Annotated in this window: 12 protein-coding genes and 1 pseudogene; 10 read left to right on the top strand and 3 right to left on the bottom strand. The window is 65.7% G+C overall.

Annotated features, from left to right (window positions below; all coding sequences use genetic code 11):
* Positions 1–3: 3 nt before the first annotated feature.
* The 5 genes from PH191_RS08115 to PH191_RS30060 all read left to right on the top strand — a co-directional run bounded on the left by PH191_RS08115 (position 4) and on the right by PH191_RS30060 (position 6722).
* Positions 4–1008 carry a WecB/TagA/CpsF family glycosyltransferase gene (locus PH191_RS08115; RefSeq protein ID WP_274194109.1) on the top strand — a complete coding sequence of 335 codons (1005 nt, stop codon included), beginning with the start codon at positions 4–6 and terminating at the stop codon, positions 1006–1008.
* A 99-nt stretch (positions 1009–1107) separates the two neighbouring features.
* Positions 1108–2409 (top strand): glycosyltransferase, encoded by a 1302-nt coding sequence (locus PH191_RS08110; RefSeq protein ID WP_337994047.1) that lies wholly within the window; start codon positions 1108–1110, stop codon positions 2407–2409.
* Between the two features lie 181 nt (positions 2410–2590).
* Positions 2591–3787 (top strand): O-antigen ligase family protein, encoded by a 1197-nt coding sequence (locus tag PH191_RS08105; protein ID WP_274194108.1) that lies wholly within the window; start codon positions 2591–2593, stop codon positions 3785–3787.
* Positions 3788–4609: 822 nt separating this feature from the next.
* A complete protein-coding gene (locus PH191_RS08100) occupies positions 4610–5644 on the top strand; it encodes a glycosyltransferase (RefSeq protein WP_274194692.1) in 1035 nt (344 codons plus the stop codon).
* Entirely contained in the window at positions 5637–6722 is a 1086-nt protein-coding gene (locus PH191_RS30060) for a glycosyltransferase (RefSeq protein WP_420791768.1), read from the top strand. The genes PH191_RS08100 and PH191_RS30060 overlap by 8 nt, the downstream gene beginning before the upstream one ends.
* Before the next feature lie 683 nt (positions 6723–7405).
* On the opposite strand, the gene PH191_RS08095 is transcribed toward PH191_RS30060, so the two are convergent.
* The 3 genes and pseudogenes from PH191_RS08095 to PH191_RS30055 form a co-directional block, all read right to left on the bottom strand.
* Complete coding sequence (locus tag PH191_RS08095; RefSeq protein ID WP_274194107.1) at positions 7406–8746, bottom strand: oligosaccharide flippase family protein; 1341 nt, start codon at positions 8744–8746, stop codon at positions 7406–7408.
* 88 nt (positions 8747–8834) lie between these two features.
* Positions 8835–9974 carry a tyrosine-protein kinase domain-containing protein gene (locus PH191_RS08090; RefSeq protein ID WP_274194106.1) on the bottom strand — a complete coding sequence of 380 codons (1140 nt, stop codon included), beginning with the start codon at positions 9972–9974 and terminating at the stop codon, positions 8835–8837.
* An 87-nt stretch (positions 9975–10061) separates the two neighbouring features.
* Positions 10062–10316: pseudogene (locus PH191_RS30055) on the bottom strand (Wzz/FepE/Etk N-terminal domain-containing protein); the annotation flags it as partial.
* Between the two features lie 3209 nt (positions 10317–13525).
* Here PH191_RS30055 and PH191_RS08085 point away from each other — a divergent pair.
* From PH191_RS08085 to PH191_RS08065, 5 genes are all read left to right on the top strand, one after another.
* Positions 13526–14446, top strand: coding sequence for an alpha/beta hydrolase family protein (locus PH191_RS08085; RefSeq protein ID WP_274194105.1), 921 nt, complete (start codon positions 13526–13528; stop codon positions 14444–14446).
* Positions 14447–14837: 391 nt separating this feature from the next.
* Entirely contained in the window at positions 14838–16388 is a 1551-nt protein-coding gene (locus PH191_RS08080) for a hypothetical protein (protein WP_274194104.1), read from the top strand.
* A gap of 31 nt (positions 16389–16419) precedes the next feature.
* A complete protein-coding gene (locus tag PH191_RS08075) occupies positions 16420–16992 on the top strand; it encodes a hypothetical protein (RefSeq protein WP_274194103.1) in 573 nt (190 codons plus the stop codon).
* Positions 16989–17780 carry a hypothetical protein gene (locus PH191_RS08070; protein ID WP_274194102.1) on the top strand — a complete coding sequence of 264 codons (792 nt, stop codon included), beginning with the start codon at positions 16989–16991 and terminating at the stop codon, positions 17778–17780. Before PH191_RS08075 ends, PH191_RS08070 begins: the two co-directional genes overlap by 4 nt.
* Before the next feature lie 577 nt (positions 17781–18357).
* Entirely contained in the window at positions 18358–19689 is a 1332-nt protein-coding gene (locus tag PH191_RS08065; protein ID WP_274194101.1) for an RNA polymerase sigma factor, read from the top strand.
* The last annotated feature ends 97 nt before the right edge of the window (positions 19690–19786 follow it).

The raw sequence follows: 19786 nt of genomic DNA, 5'->3' as shown, positions 1-19786 counted from the left end.
CAGGTGGCTCCTGCCCTCATGACAACGGATATGGACGCTTCACTCCGCGAGTTGAACGCCACCAACTACTCGGCCATCGTTCCGGCCCCTCGGTCCTTCGCTGACTTGGTGGCAGCTCCGAAGAGTCACCACCTGCTCGACCTCGACTTGAACGTCTTCTCTTCAGAGGCCGAGGCCGCGGAGCATGCAACGGCGACCGCTGCCGGTGCGCGTTCCGGACTTAGCGTCTTTACTTGCAATGTCGACCATCTGATGATGGTGAGGAAGAACCCGGAGTTTCGTTCCGCATACGAACGCGCAGACGTCGTCACGATTGACGGAGCCCCGCTTGCGCTCCTCTCGAGGTGGACCGGGACGACCGATGCCGCCCGTGTGACCGGGGTCGCCCTTACTGAGGCTCTGGTGGAGCTGGCCGCGGTCAAGGGGCTGAAGTTGGCCTTGATCGGCGGCGCCCCCGGACGTGGTGCTGCAGCAGCTAGGAACTTAGCCGAACGACACCCAGACCTTCCTCACATCTTCGTCGACAGCCCGCTCATGGGATTTAAGCTCGGGGATGACGAGGACGACAGGCTGGTAAAGTCACTTCAAGGGTTCCGGCCTGACATCGTGATTGTTTGTTTGGGTGCGCCCAAGCAAGAGCTGTGGATCGACCGGCACCGCAACGATCTTCCTGGCTCCGTCCTTGTTGGGGCGGGAGCAACGATCGACTTTCTCTCTGGCGCTCAGACCCGAGCACCACGCATCTTCCAGAGGACTGGGACCGAGGCGCTCTATCGGCTCGCTACCGACTTCCGTCGGCTTTGGCGCCGGTACCTCTTGCGGGACGCCGTCTTCTTGGCGATCTTTGTGGCGATCGTGTTCGGATACATTGCCTCGAAGACGCGACATGTCCAGCACGCGGACTCCCACACGGGCGATTGGACGGCCGGAGTTCGTGAAGACGGTGTGAACCGGTGTGGCGCTTGCCGCAAAAGAGGTCGCCCCAACAGCACGTCGCTCACAATTTGAACCGCACACGGATCGTCAGGATCTTGGTGGCCCTAGGGTCGCACTGCTTGGCCTCTGTATACTGGGCCGCCGCCTGTTCCGGCCAGGGGGGTAATCGCCATGTCCAACGAGTCGTTAGCATCGAAGCAAACGTTCTCGCTCGGCGACTCACGGGAGTTCGCGGACGTTGAGGTTGACCCCCGCTGGAGCGATATGCGATTCGGATACGTTTGCGGGGCCCTACGGGTTTCGACTCATCCGGACTCAACCTCAATCGGCCCCCGAGCGCATGTGGTGGGCTTCCTCGATGGTCTTCGACACGCCGGGATCAAACCGCGGACGTATCTCGCCGGCGAGGACCCCAAATTTGGATCGCCGAGTGTCAAATCCCAAAGTCTGCGTAGTCGTTCCTTAGCCCGACGTGCGACACAGGACCTCGCTAGGATCGCGCTAGGGGCTCTGTTCAGGAGGCGGGCGCGCAACGCACTTGGTTCCGTGGACGTGCTTTACGAACGGCAAGCGAGCTTTCAGAACTTGGGAGCTCCTTTCCGTCGCAAAGGCGCATTTTGGATTATCGAAAGCAACGGCCCATTTTGGTATGAAGCATCCGAGGAACGCAAGTCGCTCGCGCTTACCCGACTCGCACGCCGTAGTGAGATCAAAGCATATCGAGACGCCGATCTTGTGGTCGTAGTCAGTGAGGCTTTGAAGAGGATAATTGTCGATGCGACGGGGCGAGATGCTGACGACGTCTTCGTCATCCCTAATGGCACAGACCCCTCTCGCTTCGACCCTTCGGTCGCGAGCGCAGACCGACGAGCGCCCGCTCCTACAATAGGGTTCGTTGGGTACGTGACCGAATGGGCGGGGTTGGACACGCTAATTCGAGCGCTGCCGGACATTCGTGAAACGGTCCCGCTCTCGGCCACAATCGTCGGCGAGGGCCCAGCTTTAGCGTCGCTCCGCAAGCTAGCCGCAGAATGTGGTGTGGGAGATGCCGTCCACTTCACAGGTCATGTCGCCTGGGATCGGGTGCCGTCTCTTCTTGCGGGGTTCGATCTTGCGTATAGCGGGCAGCAGAAGATGAAGATCGGCGAGATGTACCACTCGCCCCAGAAATTGTACGAGTACCAATCTATGGGGATCCCGCTGGTCGCGTCTCGCTACCCGGATGCGGAGAAGTTGGTGGCTAATGGTGTCGGTGCGTTGTTCACGCCGGGAGACGAGCAGTCGCTGAAGACAGCCATAGAGGACGCGCTTCAGCTCATTGAGGACCGCGGTGCTCGGGCACATGCTCGACAGCAGGTGATTGTCCGGCACTCCTGGCAGGCCCGAGTAACGAGTCTATTGAGCGAACTTCAGCGACGAGGAGCGATCGGAGAGCACAACGGCCGGGCGCAACGCGCTAGGAACGCCTGGTAATCGGCGGCGAGCTGGGGAGGGAACCGCGTTGTACCAACTCCCAATAACGACGTTCTTCCTCGTTGCTTCGGTAGTGGCGGTCTGGGCGACTTGGGGAGCTCGGCCACGCTCGAGCGATCCCTTCGCAATGTCTCCTGCGATCTTTGTATTCTTGATTGCCTGGACGACCAACATCTCAATCGTGGCATCGAAGGCTCTCAATGAGTTCACCTCAGCAACGGATGCGTCCGGAACGACCTTGGTGCAGCTAGGCACGATCGGGACCGCGCTAGGAAAACTCGAGCGAATTGTTGGTGCCCTTATCGCTTTGGGGTTTCTGTGCTGGCGGCTCGCAAGGGAGCGGGGAGCGCTGAGATCTAGCCCGGCCCCGTTGGTGCTCGCGTCTATTTGCGTTGTCGGGCTCCTTGGCGATTTGTGGAACGGGATGGTTGGCCGTGTCGTCACGGCTGCGACACTAGTCTTGGTCCTCGTTGCAGCTTCGACCTTCGGACAGTCGAGAATGCGCTCGGCCGCATTCGGCGCAACGATGTTCGTCACGAGTTACCTCTTGGCGACGACTGTGGTGATGCTGGTGAACTACGGGGGCACCGTCTCGCCTTGTCCGGAACGCAAGTGCTCCGTTGCGGGCTTGATCCTGGAAGGGCCTGCCGCGACGGATAACAATTTCGCTTTCGTTCTACTAGCTGGACTTCCGTGCGTGGCCATTGCGACTCGAGGGCGTGCACGGCTTGCGCTAATATTTTGTCTCTTCGTGCCGATCCTCCTGAGTGGGAGTCGAGCTGCGATCTTTGGCGCCGCGTCTCTTGCACTTCTTATTGCTGCCTGCTCATGGGCGGCACTTTCAGGCTCGAGACTCGGTACGTTTCTTGCCGGGACCATGGTGCTCACTGGAGTCGGCGTTGGCTTAATCCTCCCTCTAACCACGGTAGAGCCGGACGACTACACCGCGAGGGGAGCCCTCTGGACAACGGCGCAGCAGATGGTTGCCGAGCGGCCGCTCTTTGGGTGGGGGAACTCGGGATGGCAGGACCAGGCCATCGCTGGTGTGATTTACGAGGGTGGCGCGTACTCGCCGCACAATCAGTGGCTCGATATCCTGGTTTCGACTGGCTTCCTTGGCCTCGTCCTTGTCAGCGTCTTCACGTATCTTCTCCTCCGCCGACCTGGTCCGGCGAGGATCGACGGCCTAATGTTGCTCGGCTTCGTCGCATTCGGGGGCGTATTGGAGTCGGCGTTGGGATTGAATAGGTACGACAGCCTCTCGTGGCTTGTGCTTGTCATTTGTCTTGGCGCCGGGCATGTGAGAACAGGAGGCGACGAGGCCACGATCAAGTCCAAGCATGTGGAACGTCCAACCAATGAAGCACTTGCTCTCTGAAGGAGGAGTAATGGTGACTCTTGCGCGAGGCTTTACGCGATTCTTGGCCGACGATAAGAATCCAAACTCGGTTGCTGCGAGAGCTAGAACGCGGCGGTGGGAACGTTTCACCTCTGCTTTCCCCGATTTCAATGATATGCGAGTCCTAGATCTAGGTGGAACCGCGGGCTTCTGGGCAACTGCGCCGGCTCGCCCAAGCCATGTGACGATCGTGAATCCCTTTGATACTTCGCATACCGACCTCCCACACTTCGTCACCTCTTACGAGGGCGACGCCTGTGATCCACCGTCAGCAATAAAACGACAAAGCTTCGATCTTGTGTACTCGAACTCGCTCATTGAGCACGTCGGTGGGCCGCTCCAACGGTCAAAATTGGCTCTAACGGCCCGCTCGATGGCTCCGTTTCACTGGGTCCAGACACCCTACCGCTACTTCCCAGTCGAGCCCCATTTCTTGTTTCCCGGGATGCAATTCCTTCCTCTCAAGACTAGAGCTACTCTAGTCCAGCGTTGGCCGTTGGGGTACACCACTGGGCGATCTCGTGATTCAGAGCGCGACGCGGTGCTAGAGGCAGCTATGATCGAGCTGGTGTCGGGCACTGAAATGCGGGCCTTGTTCCCGGGCTCCCGTATTCTCTGGGAGCGCTGGCTTGGGCTTCCAAAGTCTCTCACTGCCACTCTTGCACCGGGCGATGCGGGCGACGAGGGACGAGCGAGCTCTCACGCCCAGGTCCCGTGACCGTTACAGGACCGCGCGTCCTGGTGTGGCGGGCCAAGCTATTGCCTCAGTCCGAGACCTTTATCAAGAATCAGGTCGAGTCGATGAGGCGTTGGACTCCGACGTTGGGTGGCCTATCCAGGACGGACGCTCCGTTAAACGTGAGAGCTGCTTCCTGGGTGTTGGGAGATCACAACCCGCGTCATGAGTTTCACGTAAAATTCATCCGAAGGAGTGGCACGCTCGATCGCCTAATTCGCCAGTCTGATCCGCAGCTCGTACATGCTCATTTTGGGTTCGACGCGACCCTGATATGTCCGTTTGTTGCGCGCGAGCGCATTCCTCTGGTTGTCACGTTCCACGGTTACGATGTGACCTCATTGCCCTATGAGTCCTCCTTAGCAGCGGTAAGCTACAGACGGCGAATTGGTGAGCTTTTCAGGTATTCAAGTAGGCTGATTGCAGTTTCAGACTTTGTGGCGGAGAAGCTGGTCGCTCTCGGCGCTCCCCCAGAGAAGATTGCAATTAGGCATATAGGAGTACCGAGCGGCCTCTCCTCCGCACCAGCTTCTCACCGGCGGGGTGTGCTGTTCGTCGGTCGCTTGGTGGAGAAGAAGGGTCTAGCCGACCTGCTAATGGCGGTTTCTCGTCTACCTGATTCATTCCACTCCGTTGAGGTGAACATCGTCGGTGATGGCCCCTTGAGAGCCCAGATGGAGGTGTTGGCAGCCCGTCTTGGGGTCAATGCCACCTTCCATGGCTCCCAAGACTCCGCCGGGGTATCGCGAGCCATGAGTGAAGCTGCGGTGTTCTGCGCTCCTTCAAGGACGGCGAGGTCCGGGGACTCGGAGGGTTTTGGGCTTGTTTTTCTCGAGGCGGCCCTCCATCAGCTTCCCGTTGTTTCTTACGCACACGGAGGCGTCAGGTCGGCGGTCGCGAACGGCGAGACCGGCATCTTGGTAGAGGAAGGGGATATCAGAGCGCTTTCCGAGGCGTTGCATCGTTTGCTTACAGACCCTGAGACACGATCGACGCTTGGCGTGGCTGGAGCGAGACGGGTCGTTCGCGAGTTCGAGGTCCAAGCGCAAACACAAGCGCTCGAGAGTCTGTACGACGAGACGGTTGAGGCGAATGCGTAAGAAGGAGCGCGAGGAGGTAGACGTTCTCTTTGTCCGCGCCTCTAGCACTCCGGGCCTGGTGCGCTGCGAGGATCAGCTTGAGAAGATGCTCGGCGCTTCAGGAGTCTCAGTGGCATCAACAACGCCGGACTACAGCGCCCTACGACAGTTCGAGATAGCCTATCCTCTAATCGATTATGTCCAGGTTATCGCCATGTCACGGGCGGTCCGCAGGTCGTTACGATTCGTCTCGCCGCGCGTGTACCTCTTTTCTACCTCGATGAGTGCCCTGTTGCAGCCTAGTAGCCGCCTCAGCCGATCTGCGGTGCGCTTCGACGCACTAGTGCGGGAGAATAGGCCGCGCCTACGGAACTTCGTTCAAAGAAGACTTGAGCGAAGAGTGCTTTCGCGAGCGCTCATGCTATCTCCTACATCCCTACATGATGTCGTGAGCAGGAAGGACTTGCCAGTCTCCAAGGTGTCCCCGTTGCCGATCGCGATACAGCCATCGTTGTGCGCAGGAGGTGAGCGGAGCAATGACGCCTTATGCTATGCGAGCGGTCCACATGCTTGGACCAAAGGACTTGATACGATCGTAAGCGCTTGGTGCCTGCTCGGACTACAGGAAGACATACTTCACGTTGTCGGAGTCGATGAGGCGGACGGGCTACGTTTCCTTCGCGACCACGGCATCGCCTGTCCGCCGAACGTCGATTGGCACGGTTTCGTGCCGAGTGAGGCTTTCCGTGAGTTGATGAGTCGGTGCTTCATATATATATCGGCCTCTCGCTACGAGGCGTACGGGATGGCCCAGTTGGAAGCGCTAGCCGAGGGTTGCCTACTCGCAACGACGCCATCAGCCGGTCCTTACGAAGCGCTGTCTATCTTGAGAAGCACGGGTGTCGCGGGCGTTGCCGAAAGCCACGACCCAGCCAGCCTAGCGGCCGCACTTCGGGATCTTCGCGCTCTCGACCCGTTTGCTGTCGCGGAGTACAGAGGCATCGCCTCGGAGGTCATGAGCCGCTACACGGAGTCGTCTGTCGTAAAGATGGTTCACGAACAGGTGTTGCCTCGAATGGGGCTCGGCGGCGATAGGTAGGGGTCACTACGGCCTTCCCCGCAGTCGTGAACCGTCGCACTTCGAGTGCACTACGGTGCATATAGATGACGTTCGCTGCCGAGCGCGTGTCTCGTCGCACTTGCAGCTGGCATCGTAGGTGGACGCAGCGAAAGCCCTGGCGCGCATCGGGCTCAACGCCGGCTGAGTCGCTCTTGCCTACTCAGCGTCGCCTGGGTCTGTTGAAGCGGGTGGCCTCGAAGATGTCGTGGCGCTGTTTGCGAAGGTAGCGAGTGAGGTGCTCCGCGGGATTCCAGGTGGCTGTGGGAGGGTGTGACACGCCCAACTGCGTCTCAGAGGCCCACCGCGGCCAAATCCCCTTCCGGTGCCTCGCACCTTAACGTCGTAGGGCCCGACAGCTAGACAAACCGATGACGGTGCTGAGGGGTTGTGGGCGAAGGCCCTCACCTGCGGTGCGGTCCCATACTCTGGCTTATCGCAGGATCTCGAGCCCCCAGATCCTCCGATTCGAGAAGCCGGCTTCACAAGAAGCTCGTATGTCCAAACCGTGATGCCACCTTGGGTTCCATGAGCCGTGCACTACGCGTGCAGGATTGGGCTCGAGTGGCAGGAGCGCGGGTGAGGCCCACGGCAGAGGAGCGCGGAGCGTCGTTCGAGCTGGAGGGCTCGACTCCTCGGGCGACGGAAAGCGTGCCGACTGTGCTTTAGCGAACCGAAATAAGGGAGCTTGTCGAATCAAGGATGAGACGCCGGTTCTTGGGAAAAGCAAGTGGCGGTAGAAGGGCGAGCACTGCCCACCAGGTTGTAATTGCAGCCAGTCCAGCTACCGTAATCCCGACGACGATTGCTATTAGCGATGCAGCTGGGCGAAGAAGAAGCGTGCTGCGGAGGGCCAGCGCGAGCCCTGGGAGGGCAAGTGACGCGATAGCCTCTGAGATCGCGACCCCCGGAGTCCCAAAGGCGGCCACGAGAAACCAAAGAGAAATCGTCAGGGCTATAAGGTATCCCAAATTCGAGATCAAGACCGTAAACGACCGATCAAGTGCAAGGAGTCCGTGCTGATAGAGCTGGAACGTGCATAGAAGAAGAAAGGTGGGAAGGAGGAGCGGAAGGAGGTCGGCCGCCGCGCTCCACTCGGGACCGAAAACAACAGGTACGAGGATGGGGGCGACCCAGCAAATCACCATCGGGGGCAGTCCAGCGGCCATAGCTTGTACATGCAGACTGTCGGCAACGGTGCGCTGGAGCCGCGACCGCTCGTCACGCAGTCGGCCGAAGATCGGCGTCGCTAGGCGGTAAATGATCTGACGAAGGAAAGCCGTTTGCTCGATAATTCGCATGCATAGGGAGTACACGCCTGCGCCGGTGGCACCGCCGAATCGTGCCACCACGAGCTGAATTACAAGTACTCGACCGTTCTCGACGATGGAGCTGCCAGTCGCCGCGAGGCCGAATCGGATGGCGTTACTCGCGAGGGTCCGGTCGAAGCTAAGTCGCGGTATGCCGCCGTAGGCTGATACGAAGCCGACGAGGAGTACGAACTGCTGGATATTGAGCGCGATCGTGAGCGATACCAGGCCCCAGTCGTTGAGCGCGAGAAGCACGGCAGCAACATTGAACGCAGCCTGACCAATGAGCTCGACGACTCCAACCGCCCTGAAGTTGAACCCACGCTCCAGAACCGACAGCGGGACTTGGCCTAACCCAGCAAGCAGAAGGGCCGGGCACATCATCCTCAGAGCGCCCTCCACCTCGGGCAGGCTTGTAATCGAACTCGCAAGTGGTGCGGCGAGATACAGTGCCAAGGCACCGACAGCTGAAGTGCAAAGTAGTATCGTTTGGGCCGTTCCCGAAGCTTCGATGTCTTGACCTGTAGGCCGGCGAACCAGCCAGACGTCGAGATTTAGCTCAGCTAGGTTTTGAACCAGGAACCAGGTAGCGAAGGCCGTACCGTAGACACCGTAGACACTGGGGCCGAGGATTCGAGTAATTGCGAGTAGTCCGACCCCGCTTATGGCCATGCCGATCATCATTCGGAGGATCAACCATCGAGAGTTTCCGAAGGCTGCCGTTCGGAGGTCAGGTGTCAACTGTGCCTAGCCATTCAGAAGTCATCACGCCCGAATCAGCTCTCTAGCTGCTTGACCTTCGGCTTGGAGACGGACGGTTGAGACCGGCCTCAGGCATGCGATGTTGCTGTCGTTCGTCGATGGTCGCTTCGGCATCGGTGTCGCCCAGAGCCCTATCGGCCCGCCCGCCACCGCCGTTATATGATCCGTAATAGGCGCTTGTTTGCTCCGGGCCCATGTTGAGCACACATCCCAATAGCCTCGCCTGGACGGAGCGCAGCGCCTCAGTCGCCGCCACTACGTCGACGACAGATGTACTCTTGTACGCACACACCAAGATTGCGCCGTCGGCGATTGTAGCGACCTGTGCGGCGTCCGCCACGGCTACGAGAGGCGGCGTATCGATGAGGATGACATCGTAATTCCTGCGAAGCTCGCTCACGACGTCTTGCATCTGCTGCGATGCGAGTAGCTCGTTCGGATTGGGGGGTATCGGTCCACTCGGAACAATGGATACCGCCCCCGACGGCCAGCGCTGGATGGTTCGCGAGAGCGGGACTCGGCCGGCCATGACACTGGTCAGCCCAACATCGCCGACGAGACCAAGATACTCGGCGATCGCGGGCCTACGTAGGTCCGCGTCGACGATAACGGTTCGGCGTCCGGTGGCGGCGAGAGCACTCGCGAGACCGCAGGCGATCGTAGATTTGCCCTCGCCAGCAACAGAACTTGTAATCGCTACAACCTTCTGCTGGCGATCTATGTCGAGAAAGTCGAAGTTCGTTCGAATCTTTCGCAGAGCCTCGGCCGCCGGATCGTTAGAGGATGTCCTTAGGAGGATGTTCTGCTGCCCGCTCGTCTTCGACTCGGCAGGAACCTCTGGAACGATCCCCAGCGCGGGTGCTGATGTATTCTGCTTCAGTGATTCGATTCCATCGATCGACGTGTCGAGCGTATCGCGCACGATAGCGATTGTCGCTCCGAGGGCGAGTCCGAGTACGCCTCCGAGTGCGAGATTGAGGAGAAGGCTAGGGGATGTCGGTTGGGTAGGAGGTGAGGCTGGTTCGATCATTCTTGCCGCGACGAGCGGCGGACGCGTCGGATCCAGAGGTTGTTCTAGTTGTGCGATAAGATTGCTGAAAGCTTGCGCCAGTGTATTAGCGATTGTTGCCGCGCGGTCCGGTTGCTCGTCGGTGACGCTCACCTGAATGATGACCGTATTGGGAGCCGTCTCAACCGCGATACTGCTCGCGAGCTCGCCCGACGAGTATGGAAGCTGAAGATCGCGTATTACTTGGCTCGTAACACGGGTTGAAGTAAGAAGTTCCGAGTAGGAAGCGGTTCGTTGTGCAGAGAGAAGACTTCCTTGGTAGGCGGATGACGCCGTGTCAGCGGGCGCTTGTGAGGAGATGTAGAGGCCAACCGATGATGTATATTTTGGCGGAACAACGAGAGCTAAGGTTCCGCCTATGGCGAGCCCCAGAATGATGCAGGCCACGACAGAGGTCCAGAACTTCCGTAGAGCCCCGATATATTGGCTCAACATCACGATGGTTGCCCCCCAAGTCGCGAAGTCATTTGGGCAATCTTAACCCCTTCGAGATCTGGTAGGTCGAGGGGGTGGGCCAGACTTAGAGAATTCGTCATCGACTCCCGGTATCGGGCCATTGCTGCTTTCACGTTACTATTACCAATTGTGTTGTGGAGTGATACCAAATTTTGGAGACGCCTATTCTCTGTGATGCGTCGAGTTCATGCTTGGAACTCTTGGCGTGATCAGCTGCGCCTCGGGCGGCGACGAACCCACGATTAGACCGATCCACAGGGTGCTGCCCCCCGGCGGGGGGGGTGGGGGGGATTTCCCGAAGCGGCCGCACCACTAGCTGGCTGTCAACCGCCAGGTCGCGACGTTGCGACCCTCCCAACGATGGCGCCAGCGACGTAGGACGGCGGCGCGGCACGCCAGCTAGGGATCGCCTGCGGCAATGGAGGTTGCGCACGATCACCTTCAAGCGACGTTGTACGTCAGTATGGACCGCGGCCGGCTTGCAACCCTACGGCGATGGCGCGAGCGGGACGAGTTCCTCCCGACACTTGCTGTAACAGCTGACGTGTAACAAGCGACTCCTCGTGCATGGCATCTAGGGGGGCGCTCGCAGGTGTTGCTGGGCTGATCGCGATGGTGTCGGTGGGCACCGTCGCGAGGAATGCGTCTTTTCCAATCGCGCTTGGCTACGTGGCCGTGATGGCGATCCTGGTAGTAGGTGTGCTGCCGTGGCTCGCGCAGCGCTGGGCGAGCGCAGAGTCGCGGATCTGTTGGGTGACATTCGCGGTAGTGTCTGCGGCGTTGTCGGTTGCCTTTCTAATCTCCTACGACCCGACTCATCTCTCATCGCTCGGGTACGGTGCGGATCGGGCAGACGCCCTCAATGTCGCCCTGACGCGCTTGGCGGACGGTGCCTACCCGTACACGGCGAGAACCTATATGGGCACCGAGATAACTCCCCTGCCTGGTGCGTTGTTGATAGCGGCCCCATTCTGGGCGATCGGAAATGCGGCCTATCAGAATTTGGTTTGGGTTCCAGGCCTGCTTCTCGTCCTGGCCCATGGGGCGAGGCGACTCCGGGTCGTCCCCGTTCTGCTTTGGTGCGCGGTGGTGCTCGGTTCGGCTGTGACGGTTCAGGAGTTCCTCGTCGGTGACGACCTTTTTGTGAACGGGGTTTATGTCGCTGGAGCAGCGTGCTTGGTGGTGGCCGCGGCGCGTCGGTGGGGCTGGTGGGCGTTGGTTGCATGCTCCATGCTGCTCGGGATCACGTTGTGTAGCCGCCCCCACATCATCGTCCTGCTCGTGCCGATTACCGCGCTGGTGTGGCGGGAGGCGTCAGCAGCGCGGGGCATGGTCGTCGCAGGCGTCTCTGCGCTTACAACCGCCGCGCTAATTCTGCCGTTTGCTCTTGCAGACTGGGCGGGATTCTCGCCGCTCCACGTGGCGTCGAAGGTCACCGACAGCACGCGCATTACCCCGGGCCTTGTAGTCCTCGCAGTGCTCGCGCTCGCGATAGTGGCAGGGGCACTATGGTGGTGGCGCCCTCGGGAGGTTGCTACGGCGTGGCTGTGCGCCTGGCTGCTCGCTGCGCCGGGCGCGCTCGCATTCCTACATGTCGCCCGGGCTACGGGGGAACTTGACCTGTGGCAACTCTCGCTTGCCTCGCCGGCCTTGGTGTTCGGAGCCCTTGCGGTGGGCCTCTCAGGTCGACTCGGTCAACCTGACGTTGGGGTGGACGGATATGCACGTGGGGCTAGCGTAGAACCTACTAGTGGGGCTGAAAGCGCTTCAAGGTGAGCATCAAGGGCCGTCGCCGAGTACGGAGGAGTCGCTGGCCGCGAGAGGGCGACGGCTCCTCTTTGCGCTCATCGGGTGGCTCCCACGCGCCCACGAGTGCGTGTTGCCTGAGTTGCGATGTGTCGTGACGACCTCGTCGATGGGGCGGGTAGGACCCTCGCCTCGAGCGTGGCAGCTGTCGGCGCGCTGAGCGCCGGCGCAACGGCTGCGTGGTGGCCCGGTGACGTTCACGGTCAGTGGACCGTGTCGTTCTCCGGCTGCGCGACCACGGCCATTGTCACCTCCGACGCGCAGGGCCGCTCGATCAGCTCTGCCCTGACCGCACGTCCCGCATCCGGTTGGGTCACGGTCACCGCTTGGAGCGGTACTGCGGCTCCGGCGACCTGGACGCTGACCGGCACGGCGCCGGAGCGGGCCGATCTCGGGGTCACGATCTCCGCACTGCATCGGCGTGGGCCGGGAAGACGGTGCCGGCCACCGTGACCGTCTCCAACTTGGTACCGGCCGACGCCCCACGGCGGCCACAGGCCTGCCCCTGGGCTCGACTTGCGGATCGTCAGCAGCGGCGGCGGGGCCGTGGCGGGTGACCGCCGGTCGGTCGGGTTCGTTGCGGCGAGCGCCCGGGCCGAAGGTCGGTGACCTGCAACGTGACCGTCCAGATCGACGCACGGGCCACCGGAACTCAGTGCTTCGACGTCGGGACGGCGTAGCTGGTGGCCTACCCGCAGGCGAGCAACAACGCACCGTACCCCTCGATCGCGGTCGCCGCCGCACCGCGCGCTGCGACGGCGCCGTCCACTGCGCCCTCGAGCGATCCGTCGGCGGGCTGTGCGAGCCCGCGCAGCTCGGCGACCGTGACGCCTGGTCGCCTTCGTCGCGGTCAGAGAGCGATTCGGGTATGGAGCGGCCGGGCTCGTAGGCGCTGGTCGGAGGGGACGGGACGGGCAGCGGCCGTCCCGTCCCTCCGCCGGTGGGTCCGTAGGGCCGACGCGCGCGGTCCTCTCGATCTTGAGATGACTCCTGACGTGACCGTCAGGGCGAGGTGCGGCGATCTGTAACGACTCCGCATCCTCCAGCGACCCGTTGTCGACGGCTCAGTTGCCGTCGATCGATCCGGGGGGCGGGGCATGACCACCATCGACGCGGCTGACGCCACCTGTCGCGGCTGCGCCGCGCCCTGGCGACCCGGTGCTCGCTTCTGTCCGCACTGCGGCAACCAGGCCCCACCAGGGCCGCCGGCACCGCGCCGGAGCGGGCCGCAGGCGGCCGTGCCGACGCAGTGGTGGGCCGGACCGCCCGGACCTCACAGCCCGCCGCCGGCGCCGCCCGGCCCTCCGTGGGCCGCGCCATTCCCGCCGGTCGGGCCGCCGCCGGCGCCCGAGCAGGGCCGTTCCAACCGCGGTCTGATCGTCGTGGCTTGTGTGCTCGCGCTCGTCGCCGTCGTCCTCGGCGCCTTCCTCGTCGTGGGTATGCCGTGGGCGGCCGGAGCCGGGACGTCCACGGCCGGCGGCGCGCCACCCGCGTCCACCGCGGTACCGGCCTCGCCGGCCCTGCCCGCGGACCCCGCGCAAGCTCTGGAGACGCAGCGGGGTGCCGACGCTGGAGCCGCCGAGGCGCTCGTCGGCTCGTGGGCGCCGCAGCTCTCGGCGAAGAAGCAGGGCCTCGTCGTGGACGGGCAGACCTACGACGCGGCCACCATCCTCACCGACCACCAGCGCCTCCGCGGGCAGCAGCCCGACGCGATCCTGGTGTGGTCGGGCGACTTCACGAGCTTCCGCAGCAGCGACTTCTGGATCACGCTGGCCAACCGGCCGTTCTCGAGCGCCGACGCCGCCAACGCCTGGTGCCAGAGCGCCGGCTTCGGGCCGGACGACTGCTACGCCAAGCGCCTGTCGCACACCGGTGACTACGCGTCCCACACAGCGCTGCGGACGGGAACGGGCTCGGGAACAGGGACCCGGCTGTCCGAGAGTGCTATGCCGGGTGGGGTGACGCCGACGCTCGGCGCTGTCTGGGCACCAAACCAGTCCGGTTTCGGCGGTGTCCGGCCGAACGAGGTCTACGCCGGCGGTAGCGGCACCGGCATGATCACCGGGGTGACCTGGGAGACCTGGGGCGGTTCTCGGGCCACCGGCCGGGGGACGGCCAGCTGGGTCCCACCGGGCGGGGCGTCGTCCGACGGGGTGCAGCGTTCGGCGATCATCGTCGCCTCGGATCTCGGCCAATGCCACGGGCGCCCCGCCTACCGCAGCGTCGGCTGGTACTTCCCAACCGAAGGCGAAACTGGTCTCCGCCCCGGGGACGGCTACGAGGACATCTGCGATGGGCCGTGACGGTCACGGCGACGCCCGGGGGCACACGATGCTGACGGCGTGCGCGCGCTGCGCCGCGCCCTCGCAGGCGGCCGACCGCTTCTGCCGTGGCTGCGGGCTCGAGCGTTCCGCGTTGTCGACGGCCGTCGAGCAGGTGTTCGCCGAGCCCACGACACGAGACCTCGACACGACCGGTCGTCGCCACGCCGGGGTCCGTCCCCGTGGGAACGACGATCCGGACACAATCTCCCTCCGGATCCCGCCGCCTCGGGCTGTGCCTTCGGGACCCGGTCCGCGACCCCCGTGGCCCGGCCCTCAGGCGCACGGACCCGGCCCGGCGCCGCTCACCCTTCCCCAGCCCGGCGCGGTCGCGTGGCACTGGGCAGCGCTGGGCCTCGCGGCACTCCTCGCGGTGGTGCTGCTGGTCGAGGCCGTCCTGTCGCTGTCCGGGGCGACGGGGGGCGACGCGGAGGCCGCGGCGTTCGTGGTGGTCGTCCTGCCGAGGTTGCTGCTGGCGGCCGGGGCGGGCGGTGTCGTCCTCGCGCTCGCGCAACACCGCGCGGTCGCGGCCGGAGGGGCCGTCGCCCTGGCCGCGGTCGTCCTCACCGCGGCGCTCGGCACGTCGGTGGACGGGCCCGGCGCGTTCGGGGCGATGCTCGCGGTGGCGCTCGCCGCCGTGGTGGTTAGCGCGCCGGGCAACCCGCGCATGCCGTCGCCGGGAGGTGCTGCGGCGACCCTCGCGCTGAGGCTCGCGGCGGCGGCGTTCGTCGCCGCGCTCGTCGGGTTCTCCTACGGGGCCGTCGCGGGGCAGGCCTCGCCGACCTACGTCGGCAGCGCTGTGCTGTTCCTGCTGCTCGGTGGCGCCGCCGTCGGATGCGGGGTGGGGCTGCGCGCCGGCCAGCCCGCCGCGGTGTGGGTCCTCGTCGGGACATGGCTGCTCACGCTCGTCGCCGTCTCCCTGCCCGGGCTCGAGGGGCTGGGCCTCGGCGCGGTGGCCGTGCTGCACCTGGCGGCCACGGTCGCCGCACTGACGAACCGGTCCGCCGCGGCGAGCCTGGGTCCCGGCGCGCTCACGGCCTGGGAGCGAGCCCGGGTGACGATCGCACGCGTCCCGCGGTTGTGGGTGCTCTGCGGTGGTCTCGCGCTGGCGGTGACGGTGGGCCTGCTGCTCGCGGTCTCGGGGACGTCGACGTCCTCGTCGTACTCCGGCGGCGGGGCGGGCACGGGCGCGACCGTCATGATCGTCATCGTGGGGCTCCTGGCCTTCGCGGCGGCCTTCACCCCGACCCTCCCGTGGTTCTGGCGCGTCGGGCTGGTGGCGGGCGGCGTGCTGGCGTGCGGGATCGCCTGGGGCGGCCACGACGGGCTGTCGAGCCGTGGCTCGGCCCTGACGTGGATCGTCGTGCTGCCCCTCGCGCTGGTCGGCGGGGCGGTCTGGGGTGCCGTCGTGAACCACCGGCACGGCGCGACGAGCTCGCGGCCGGGCTGGGTCGGGCATGGCGGCCCACCACCCCCGCACCCGGCCTCCTCCTTCCTCATCCCAGCGACGGCCGGCGCCCGCTCGCGCCTCGCGCTGCACGCCGACACCGCGCTACCGCCCGACGTCGTGCTCGACGCCGTCCGACGGACGACGGCGGTGCGCGGCAACTGGTTCGTCGTCTTCGGCGACGAGGTCGAGATCGCCGGCGGCGAGCCCGGGGTGGTCGGCCTGCACATCGGCGGGCACTGCCACTTCCGCGCCCGCGTCGAGAGCCGGGGCGGGCGCACGAGCCTGCGCGTCGGCGGCATGGACCGGTACCTGCAGAGCCGCAGCTGGTACGGGTTCATCCCGGCCGGACCGGCCCACGTGCAGGGTTTCTGGATGTACCGGCTCTATCTCCAGACCGTCGCCGCCGAGCTCGCCCGGCTCGACCCGCACGCCCGGCTCGCCATCGCGGGGCCCGGTCAGGCGGCAGTGGCGTGAGTCCGACCCGGAACGTGACGAGGGGAGTCCGATGCTCGGGGACCTGACGGCGGGGCCGGCGGCGTCGGCGGCCTGCCCGCGCTGCGGCGCACTCGGCATGCCCGGTGACCGCTTCTGCGGCGGGTGCGGGGCCGCCCGCGGGGCGTCGACACAGCAGGCCGAGCCCGACACCGTCGCCATCCCGCGACAGCGGCTCGTGCCCCCGATGCCGGTGCCGCGCCCGATGGCTCCCGGCATGCACGCTCCCGGTCCGGTGCCGTACGGACCGGGAGCGCCGCCACAGTTCGTCATGCCGGCGTGGGCCCGGACGATCCCGCCGCTGATGTGGGCGGGGATCGCGGTCGCGGTCGTCGTGTTCTTCGTCGGCCTGGGCACGTACTCGTCGAACGCGTCCGTGGCCGACTCGTGCACGGTCTCGTCCTACGGACGCTGGTCCGTCGTCGAGGACTCCCCGACCTGCGACGCCGCGCTCGGCGATCAGGAGTTCGGACGCAACCTCATGATCGTCGGCGCGGCCGCCGCCATCGGCCTCCCCGCGCGTGCCGCGACCCGGCGCAGGCCGGGGACCCCACCGCACGGCCAACGGCCAGGAGGAACCCCGTGACCGAGCTCCGGCCGCCGCGCATGCCGCCCGCACCGCGTGCGCCGCGGCACGGCCCGTCGGCCGAGCCGGTCACGATGCCGATACCGCGCGTGGCGCCGCCGACCGCACGCGGTCCGCGGGCACCTCTACCTCCCGGCGGCCCGCCCGGGCCGCCGCCGACCAGGCCCCCGCACGGCGACCAGGCACCCCCACCGCAGCGGCCGTCGGGCGGGCGTGGCCGCCCGATCGCCCTGGTCGCGGTCGCCGTGGCGACGGTCGCGGTCCTCGCGCTGGGCGCCGTCCTGCTCGCCTCGCCCGCCGCGCTGATGGCCGTCCAGCCGTGCGACGCGCCCGCCGGCAGTACGTTGCCGGGTTTCGAGGGTGTCGTCGGTCCGATCCAGCTGGGTGACGTGGCCTCGCTCGTGGAGACCCCGATGACCGGCGGGCAGGCGTGCACGTACGCCACCGCCGGCGCGACCCTGGACGCCGCGGCACAGGTCGGCGGGCACCTCGTGGTGCTCGTCCGTGCTCCGCAAGCCGCCGTCGACGCCGACCCGAACCTGAGGCTGGCCTTCCGTCGGGACGGGACGACCCCGTCCAGCCCCTCGACGTACCCGGTGACCCTGACACGCAGCGGCGTGACCCTCATGGCCACGGAAAGTGGCAGCAGGGGGAGTGCGCTTGCCGCCACGTGCGTCGTGGGCGACGACTACTGGAGCGTGTCGGTGGCCTCCTACGCGCAGCGGGACGACGCCGGCGCGGTGGACGACTTGCTCGTGGCCATGGGCTGCGGCCCCGTGCCCTCATGACCACACGGCCGGTGCACCTCGTCGCCGCCGGCGAGGATGAATCGCGGCCGGGTTCGTCGTTCTCGGGCCTGGAAGCGGATCGGAAGTGGCAACGCAGGGACATCGGGCTCTCCTCGCATCTCGCCCGCGACCGTTCTCGGCGGCGGTGACACGGGTAGGAGCAGCGACCCCCGACGACTCGCACACTTTTCTCGAGAAGATCTCCGCTGGATCGAGCGATGCCGTTGGGCGCGGAGCACCGACCGCTGACCGGTGATCGGAAACGTTGCGCGGCGTCGTGGCGATGCGCAGATCAACGCCCGACCGGGGGGTCAGCGGGCGGCTCGGTGCTCCATGCCGGCCACCCGCACGAGAGAGCGGGGTGCGGGATGAGTGCACTGGTCGTCGTGGGTCGGGACGCTGTGAGGGCCGGATGACCCTGGAGAGCGCCCGCGTCCACGGGACCCACGCGGCGCTCCCGTCCGCCTTGGACGACGTTCCGGACCTGCAGACCGAGCCGATCGCGGTCGGGCGGGCATCGGAGCGCTCGCCGATTCCCCTGCGGGTACGCCTCCCACGTCCACGACGTGCCGCGGACGTGTTCACCGGCCCGCTGCGTGTCAGCGACGCCTCGCTCGCCGCGGCCGCGCCGCACAACCCCACGGCGTTCGCGGCGATCTACCGCCGGTACGGCGACTCCCTCCACAGCTTCTGCCTGGGCATGCTGCGGGACCCCGACGCGGCGGCAGACTGCGTGCAGGACGTGTTCTGTACCGCGGCGACCCGCCTGCCTCAGCTGCGCGAGCACGACAAGCTGCGGCCCTGGCTCTATGCGATCGCCCGCCACGAGGCGCTCGCCCGTCTGCGGAGCCGTCGACGTGAGCAGCCCGCCGAGGTCCTGCCCGAACGGGCCTCCGACGAGGACGGTCCCGAGGTGCTGGCTGCTCGCGGCGAGCTGGCGGCGCTGGTCGCCGACGCGGCCGGAGGCCTCAGCGACCGGGACCGCGCCGTGCTCGAACTGCACTATCGGCACGGGCTCGACGGCCCGGAGCTCGCGGACGCGCTGGGGCTGAGCGCCACCAACGCGAACACCCTGGTCTCGAGGCTCCGCGACACCGTCCAACGCTGTCTCGGAGCGCTGCTCGTCGCGCGCCACCAGCCCGAGCGGTGCGCCGAGCTCGCCGAGCTCCTGAGCGGCTGGAACGGCACCATGACCGTCCTCCTCCGCAAGCGGGTCAACCGCCACATCGAGCACTGCCTCGCGTGTCGGGAGGCCAGGGACCGGCTGGTGTCTCCGCGAGCGCTGCTGGCTTCGGCGCCCGTGGTGGTGCCCGCTCCGGGCTGGCTGAGCGACGCCGTCGCCCGCGATGCACCGCCCCTGCTCCAGCAGGCAGGCGGCGATCCCAGCGCGGTCGCGGGAGCCGGCCAGGGCAGCTGGTGGCCGGCCGGTGTGTCCGGCGGTGCGCCCTCGGCCACCGTTCTCGCCCCGGTGGTCGGCGCCATCATCGCGATCCCCGCGATCGTGGGCGCAGCCCTCCTGGGTGCCGGTGTGGTGGGGACGTCCACGGTCGCGGCGCCGAGCGTGGTCGCCCCGAGCACCAGCAGCGCCGCCTCGCCGGCTCCTCCTCTCTCGCCGCGCACGTCGTCCCGGCCGGGCGCCACGACGGAACCCGCGCCGACCACGACGCCTCCCCGTGGCGCACCGAGCGAGCCCGGCTCGGGGGGCCGTCCCGGCGTCGCGCCCGTGGAACCCGGGGGTTCCGCGTCACCGATTCCTCTGGGTCCGATGGGCCCAGAGAAGAGGATGCCGGCCAAGCCGCCGGTTCCTGAGCTCGTCGAGCCGGACCTACCGCAGTCTCCGGCGGAACCGTTGCCGACCGAGATGACCCCGACTGCTCCGACTCCGGCACCTGGTGGACCGGCGAACTGACCGAGCTGAGACCACCACGACGAGGGGACGACGATGGCGTGTGCACGGTGCGGTGCGCAGTTGCACGACGGCGACCGATTCTGCGGCGGATGCGGTG

This window comes from Actinomycetospora callitridis, assembly GCF_028737265.1.
GTDB classification, from domain to species: domain Bacteria; phylum Actinomycetota; class Actinomycetes; order Mycobacteriales; family Pseudonocardiaceae; genus Actinomycetospora; species Actinomycetospora callitridis.
Note: the sequence above shows the minus strand (reverse complement) of the source record. Positions and strands in the feature narration are given on the sequence as shown.

Coding starts and splice junctions, on each gene's coding strand:
- PH191_RS08110 (WP_337994047.1), top strand. CDS start 1,108: ATGTCCAACGAGTCGTTAGCATCGAAGCAAACGTTCTCGCTCGGCGAC.
- PH191_RS08100 (WP_274194692.1), top strand. CDS start 4,610: ATGAGGCGTTGGACTCCGACGTTGGGTGGCCTATCCAGGACGGACGCT.
- PH191_RS30060 (WP_420791768.1), top strand. CDS start 5,637: ATGCGTAAGAAGGAGCGCGAGGAGGTAGACGTTCTCTTTGTCCGCGCC.
- PH191_RS08075 (WP_274194103.1), top strand. CDS start 16,420: ATGCTCGGGGACCTGACGGCGGGGCCGGCGGCGTCGGCGGCCTGCCCG.